At 65.8% G+C, this 6,260-nt stretch carries 6 protein-coding genes and 1 pseudogene; 5 read left to right on the top strand and 2 right to left on the bottom strand.

What is annotated here, in order from left to right:
- Positions 1-1,575: tetratricopeptide repeat protein (locus AB0I82_RS36150; RefSeq protein WP_363261757.1), on the bottom strand; the 1,575-nt coding region annotated here is incomplete at its 3' end.
- A gap of 669 nt (positions 1,576-2,244) precedes the next feature.
- Here AB0I82_RS36150 and AB0I82_RS36145 point away from each other — a divergent pair.
- From AB0I82_RS36145 to AB0I82_RS36125, 5 genes are all read left to right on the top strand, one after another.
- Entirely contained in the window at positions 2,245-2,487 is a 243-nt protein-coding gene (locus AB0I82_RS36145) for a DUF6087 family protein (RefSeq protein WP_363261740.1), read from the top strand.
- Positions 2,488-2,563: 76 nt separating this feature from the next.
- Positions 2,564-2,863, top strand: coding sequence for a DUF6247 family protein (locus AB0I82_RS36140; protein ID WP_363261739.1), 300 nt, complete (start codon positions 2,564-2,566; stop codon positions 2,861-2,863).
- A 43-nt stretch (positions 2,864-2,906) separates the two neighbouring features.
- Positions 2,907-3,119 (top strand): hypothetical protein, encoded by a 213-nt coding sequence (locus tag AB0I82_RS36135; protein WP_363261738.1) that lies wholly within the window; start codon positions 2,907-2,909, stop codon positions 3,117-3,119.
- A gap of 260 nt (positions 3,120-3,379) precedes the next feature.
- On the top strand, positions 3,380-3,625 hold the full coding sequence (locus tag AB0I82_RS36130; protein ID WP_363261737.1) for a hypothetical protein: 246 nt from the start codon (positions 3,380-3,382) through the stop codon (positions 3,623-3,625).
- 594 nt (positions 3,626-4,219) lie between these two features.
- On the top strand, positions 4,220-5,470 hold the full coding sequence (locus AB0I82_RS36125; protein WP_363261736.1) for a nucleoside monophosphate kinase: 1,251 nt from the start codon (positions 4,220-4,222) through the stop codon (positions 5,468-5,470).
- 5 nt (positions 5,471-5,475) lie between these two features.
- Here AB0I82_RS36125 and AB0I82_RS36120 read toward each other — a convergent pair.
- Positions 5,476-5,700 (bottom strand): annotated as a pseudogene (locus tag AB0I82_RS36120) (DEAD/DEAH box helicase family protein); the annotation flags it as partial.
- Positions 5,701-6,260 lie beyond the last annotated feature (560 nt).

Below are 6,260 nucleotides of genomic sequence, written 5' to 3'. Positions count from 1 at the left end.
GCCGGCGAGGTTGTTGCGGCTGGCGAGGGTGTCGGGGTGGTCGGGGCCGAGGATGCGTTCGCGGGCGTTGAGGGTCTGGCGGTGGAGTTCGGCGGCTTCTTGGTCTCGGCCCAGTTCGTTGAGGGCGTAGGCGAGGTTGTTGCGGCTGGTGAGGGTGTCGGGGTGGTCGGGGCCGAGGGTGTTTTCGCGGGCGTTGAGGGTCTGGCGGAGGAGGTCGGCGGCTTCTCGGTGCCGGCCCAGTTCGTTGAGGGCGCCGGCGAGGTTGTTGCGGCTGGTGAGGTTGTCGGGGTGGTCGGGACCGAGCCGTTGGGTTTCGGCGTCGAGGACGTGCTGGCGCAGGAGAAGCAGCTCGGTGAAGGCGCCTGCTTCGCCGAGCATGTCGGCGAGGGCGTCGAGGGAGTTGCGGACGGCGGGGAAGTCTTCGTCCGGTGTGCGGTGCAGGAGTGGGGGGAGGTGGGGGGCGAGGAGGCGTGCGGTGGGCCAGCTGGCCCGGCCGGGCTGCTGCGCGGTCTCATCCGCAGCCTGTTGCAGACGCTGGTCGAGCGCTGCCGTCCACGTCTCCCGGCCGACTGCGCCGGTGGGCACGTTGTGGGCGTTGACTTCCCTCACCAGCAAATGCAAGACGAGCTGGGAGACCGCAAAGCCGTCGGGTTCCTCGGTGGCTGGGGGTTGGGGTGCGCCGAGGAGGCCGTAGCGGTGGAGGCCAGCCAGGGCCGCATCCAAGGCGGCGGGGGTGGCGTCCAGACCGGTGGCCTCGGTCACCAGGCCGGGCGTGATGAGAGAGCGTGGGATGGGCGCAGGCTCCAGCAGGGACAGCAGCTGCAGAACCGGCCGGGCCAGGACGTAGCCGTCGGCGTGCAACTGGTCCAGGGACACCTCCCAGGTGTGCCGGACCACCGTCCGGGCCACGTCCGGGTCACCTGCCTGGGGGTGGCTGGCACCGATGAGGTCGCCGAACTCCCGGTCCAGGGCTTCCCGGTAGGCGGAGAAGGTGCGGTGGCGGCTGGTGGGGATCGCCAGGTACCGGCCTGCCGCATTCAGCGCCAGCGGCAGCCCGCCCAGCCGCCCGGCCAAGGCCTCCGCCTCCGCCGCACTCCCTGCCTGCGGCGCAGCATCCAGCAGCACCACCCCGCCCGCGTCCTCTTCCAGCGGCTCCAGCGCCAGCACCTCGGCCCGCGGCCCCCAGGTCTCCGCTGCACGATCGCGGCTGGTGACCAGCAGCAGCCCTGCGCCGGTGGGGCGCAGCCATCCGCGGTACGCGGCTACCGGCTCACTGCCCGGCCCGACCTTGCTGGGAGTGTCGACGTTGTCGACCACCACCAGCCACCCCTTCACCCGCGCCAAGTGCTCCCACACCACGTCCACCAGCGCCGCCCGGCCCGTGCGTGCGTCCTCCAGCCGCGCCTCCGGCAGCCCGAGAGCGTGCGCCACCTGCGCGAAGTCCTCGGCCAGGGCCGCGGCGTCCTCCCGCCAGCGAAGCCAGAACACTGACGCTCCGGCCTGCTGGGCGCGTGTGGCCGCCTCGATGGCCAGGGTGGTCTTGCCGAGCCCGCCCGCTCCGCACACCACCACCATCCCCACCGAGCTCCGGATACCTTCCAGTTCGCGCTCTCGGCCGCGGACCGGCCCTGTGACAGCCGGAGGCATCAGGGAATGCCCCGACAACCTGGCGACATCCCGAAGCTCCACCGGCGCGGTCTCCGGGCCGCTCTCGGCCGCGGCCAGGCGGCGGTCCCATAACAGCAGGACGATCGCCACCACGGCCAGCGTCCCGAACACCGACCAGTTCAGCAGCTGATTCTGGGTCCAGGCCGGGGGGTCGGCGGTGACGTAGTTCGTCACCATCGCCACCAGGATCGTCACCACCGCCGACGCCCCCGAGACCACCGACCCGGCCCGCACCCCACGCCTGTACGCCACCCCGCCACTCCTCTCCCCTTCGAATGCCAGAATGCCCGCCCCCACCCGGCCGGGAGACAGCACGACCACGACCGACACCACCCCGTGACTCGTCGTCACGACTACAGCGCTTCCCAAGCCGCCACCCACGCCGAAGGCGAGGCCCCGCCCGCAACGGAACACTGTCTGACGAGAGTGTTGGCGCGGTCCGTGGCGGGCGGGACACTGCCGGTATGGGGCGGGAAGACGCCGAGAGCAACGGCGCACTCACCGAGGAAGAGCGCGAAGCCATCGGCGGAATGCCCATCGAAGACCCCGGCGACGACCAGGACCAGGGCGGCGACGATGAGTGAGTGGGGCGACGCACGCTTCGGCCGGCGCCTGCTGCAGCGCACCTACCAACCCGGCCGGATGCGCGCCGTCACCCTCGCCCCCGGCCCGCCTCGCGCCGCGCACGTGGACCCCGACATGCCCCGCGCGGTCCTGCGGTGGGACGGACAGTGCTGGAAGCTGGTCGCGGTCGTCGCCGACCTTGCCGCCGCCCAGGAGCTGATGCGTCCAACCAAGCCCGGCCCGGAGCCGTGGTAACCGCGGCGGTGCCGAACCCTCCCTCGGCGCGGCCGCTGCCGCGTACGGTGAGAGCGAGACCCGCCTGGAGGACCTCATGAGCGCAACTCCCGAGCACGCGCCCGCCTCGCCGCCCGCGCCGGCGGCCGCCGCGCAGCTGCTCGCGCGCATCCGTGCCGACCGCCGCGCCGACCGCTGGGTGCCGGCCTTCGAGCGGGACTGGGCAGGCGCGCTGGAGGACTCCCGGCACAGCTACAGCCTGGCCCCGCTGTACGACGTCGTCCGCGAATGGCAGGTCCGCCTCGACACCGCACCGGCCGTCGACGCCTTCCTCGACTCCGGCAAGGACGACTCCGACTTCGTCCCCCTGGAAGACGTCCTCGGCCCCCGCCGGTGAGCAAGCCGGCTGGACAGTCCGTCTGTCCGCAAAGGGCGGCCAGATGCTGCGCGAGCTGCCCGACCACGGTCGAGAGATGGTCCGCGACGTCCTGGACATCGCCACCCGCTCCCCGTGGGGCTGGCCGCAGTGGGACCGCAACGACCCCGAAGGCGAAGACATCCGCTGCGCCGCGATCGGACCGCTGTCCCTCGTTTACTGGATCAACCGTCCCGCGCGGAATCTGTCCGTTCTAGACATCAGCTGGCTCGGGTAATCAGCGTCTTCGAATTGCCGACTGATGCGCGTTCAGGGTGCAGCTGTCCCCTATAGTTGTCTTGCCGTATCCGTGCTGAAGCGTCATGGTGCTGCGGCAGGCTGGTTCGCCAGCGGGCTTAAAAAAAGCCCCGAATGTCCGTTTTAGCGCATAGGTAGTTCACTGCGCATGAGCTGGGGCTTACCGAATGTGCTCGGGCCCGCAGACGACGAACCTTTCTTGCGAATCGCGAACGGGCCCCGGACCCCGAAGGGCCTGAGGTGAACCTGCAGATCGCCCCCGTGAACGGCTTGATCTTCGTGATCGGCTGTCTCGTTGGCTATGTCGTGTACCGCCGCACCATGAACAGCCTGGACACCCCACGGCCTTCAGGAGATCTGGCTGCTGCCATCACAGCTGCCGCGGCCGCCGTCGCCGTGTTGGTCGTCCTGCTCGCGCCCGCGAGTAGCCAGGCAACAGACGAGGCGCCGACCCGAGGCACCGTCCCCGCGCCGGCCAGAGATTAGCCGATCGGACAAATGACCCGGTCGCGTTCGCGACGCTTAACCCCTTGGCCGCTACAGGCGCTCTCACGAAGGGGCCAGGCACCCCCGGTCTCCGGCATTGTTGCCGGAAACCGGGGGCGTCTCATGTTGAGACGGTTCAAAACAGTGCGAACTCCGGTGCTTTGCTCTCGGGCGCGTTCGTGAGAGACAAGAAGTACGTGCTGGCCAGCTCTACCTTCTGCTCTGACCCGTGGCACAACACGAGATTCAGTTCCCGCCTCCGCGGCCTCGGGTGCTTGTGATCCACGATCGTGCGAGCCCTCGGGTCCACTGCAACAGCGCGGAGACAGACGGGGCACTGCGTGCGGGGCCAAGAAGCCATGACGTACCTCATTTCCCGCAAAGGAGGAACCCGACCATCGGGGCGTCCTTGTGCGATGCATCCATAAGAGCGTCAGCAATCGGGAAGCTGGTAGCGCAGCGACAAGACTCGTAGATCAGCGAACAGTCGAAGGAAAAGAGAGGACGAGTTCAGCGTTCGGCGATCTTCGGCCAAACTCGGTCGTCTTCGGCCGTAACCCCCTATGCTGGCCCTCTGCGCATGGAGGGGTGGGCATGACGGAGTCGTCCGAACTTGAAGCCATACAGGTCTATGAACAGGAGCTGGTTGCTTTCGCTGATGCGCTCCGCGAGCTTCATGTAAGCCGCGGAGCTCGTCCTTACCGTGAGGTAGAGGCTGCTGCTAGGACAGCAGGACGCGTAACGCTGTCTACCTCCGCCGTCTCCGAGGCTCTAGCTGGCAAACGGCTTCCCTCATTGGACTTCACCTTGGAACTGGTACGGCAGATAGCCGGTGACGATCGGGAGTTGCGGGAACAGTGGCAAGGGCGGTGGAGGAACGTAAAGATTCATCAGCGGAGGGCATCTACATTCCGGAAAACTACCCGACGCACGTCTAATCTCAAGAGCGAGGAAGAGAAACCCGCTCACACCTTCCAGCTTCTTGCAGGCCACTCCGAAAAAATAATCTCTAATGCGCGGCGTGAGGCAGAAGAGATAATCGAAGCGGCTCGTTCCGAGGCGGAAAAGCTGCTCGAAACTGCCAGGGTGCAGGCAGACGAGATGCTTCAAGCTGCAAGTGACCAACTCCTCGCAGCTGGAGAACAGAAGCTAACGTCTGCTGCTGCTCGACTGCGAATCAGAGAGTCTCTACGCATCATCTTGGTAGGCCCGCCTGGAGGGGGGAAAGGCACGCAGGCTCCTTTTATTAGTCAGCAGCTCGATATCTCCTATATACGCCTTGGAGAACTGTTTCGGAAAAACGTGTCGGGAGGCACACGTATTGGTACTCAAGTGAAGCGCTTCATGGAGGCCGGTAAATTGGTCCCCGATGAGGTCACCATGGCTATGCTATTCAAACACTTCGAAGAGGATTCCGTATATGACGGATTCATCCTAGACGGCATTCCTCGCAACTTGAACCAAGCGGATCTTCTCGACGAGTTTTTCGCAGTGGAGGGAAAGAAAATCGATGTAGCGTTGCACATCGACATCCCTCGAAAAGAATCATTCAAACGTCTGGCTGGACGAAGGGTGTGCACGCAAGATGGTTCGCACGTTTCGCACACCATCTATACACCGCCCAAGCGGTACGGTATTTGCGATGTCTGCGGGGCTAACCTCGCACTGCGAGTTGACGACACGCGAGACGTAATTAGGAAGCGTTGGGAGGTATGGGAAACAGAATTCCAGCACGTTAATCGAAAATACGGTGGTGAAGGTAGACTCATCACCATTCATGGCCTGGGACCAGTGGCAGATGTGACCGCACGCGCAATCGACGCTCTCGCTGCCTACTTCGGGTGACGGCATACCGTCTGCGTGAGCAGGTCCAGCGTCGGCACCAGGACCAGCACACGCCCGTGCGGCCCGAGCCGGCGCGCAGCTGCGGCGGCCATGATGGTCTTCCCTGTCCCGCACGCGGCATGGACCTGCCCGCGCAGGCCATCCGCGGGAATCCCTCCGGGCGGAATGTCGAGGCCGCGCACAATGGCGTCCACGGCCTCGATTTGATGGTCACGCAGCTTGATGGTCATTCCCCGTGCTCTCCTTTTCGTGGAATGGGGCACGCAGTGAGGGTGAGAGGAACCGAAGCAAAGTGGATCGTAGGGTGGTGGTGCGGTGTAGTTCCAGACTCTACACACTGCATCATTTCGATTCATCCGTGTTGGGCATGTTGGCACTGCGAATGTGATGGTTAGCCAGTTTGGGCCTGTGTGCGGGGTGTTGGGGAGTATGCTGTGAGGGTCCCCTCAGGACTTGGCTCGGCGGGGTGGTGGTTCGGGTGGAGCGCAGCGGAGACCGTTCTCCTCGGCGGTGCCGGCATCGCTCCGGGCTCGGGTCCATGGTGGGGGTGTGGTCCGGGATTCCAGGGTTTACACGGGCGCGGACGCGATGCACCCTCCCTCGTAGCCAGCCTTGAACCCCCCGCGAAGCGGGGGGTTCTTCAATTCGCGCTTGCGCGAATTGATTCGCTTTCAGGATTCCGCTTGCGGAATTCAATTCCCGCGCTTGCGCGGGAATTTGACGGAGCGTTAGCGAAGTCGTTTCACTGCCCAGCGCGTAAGCGCTGGGGTACCCGCGGAGCGGGTACCCC

Source organism: Streptomyces sp. NPDC050315 (assembly GCF_040655775.1).
Lineage (GTDB): Bacteria > Actinomycetota > Actinomycetes > Streptomycetales > Streptomycetaceae > Streptomyces.
The sequence above is the reverse complement of the archived record's forward strand: the minus strand, read 5'-3'. Positions and strand labels throughout refer to the sequence as shown.

Bases quoted from the DNA above. Each gene is read 5' to 3' on its own strand.
- AB0I82_RS36145 (WP_363261740.1), top strand. From the start codon at position 2,245: ATGAGTGAGTGGGGCGACGCACGCTTCGGCCGGCGCCTGCTGCAGCGC.
- AB0I82_RS36135 (WP_363261738.1), top strand. From the start codon at position 2,907: ATGCTGCGCGAGCTGCCCGACCACGGTCGAGAGATGGTCCGCGACGTC.
- AB0I82_RS36140 (WP_363261739.1), top strand. From the start codon at position 2,564: ATGAGCGCAACTCCCGAGCACGCGCCCGCCTCGCCGCCCGCGCCGGCG.
- AB0I82_RS36125 (WP_363261736.1), top strand. From the start codon at position 4,220: ATGACGGAGTCGTCCGAACTTGAAGCCATACAGGTCTATGAACAGGAG.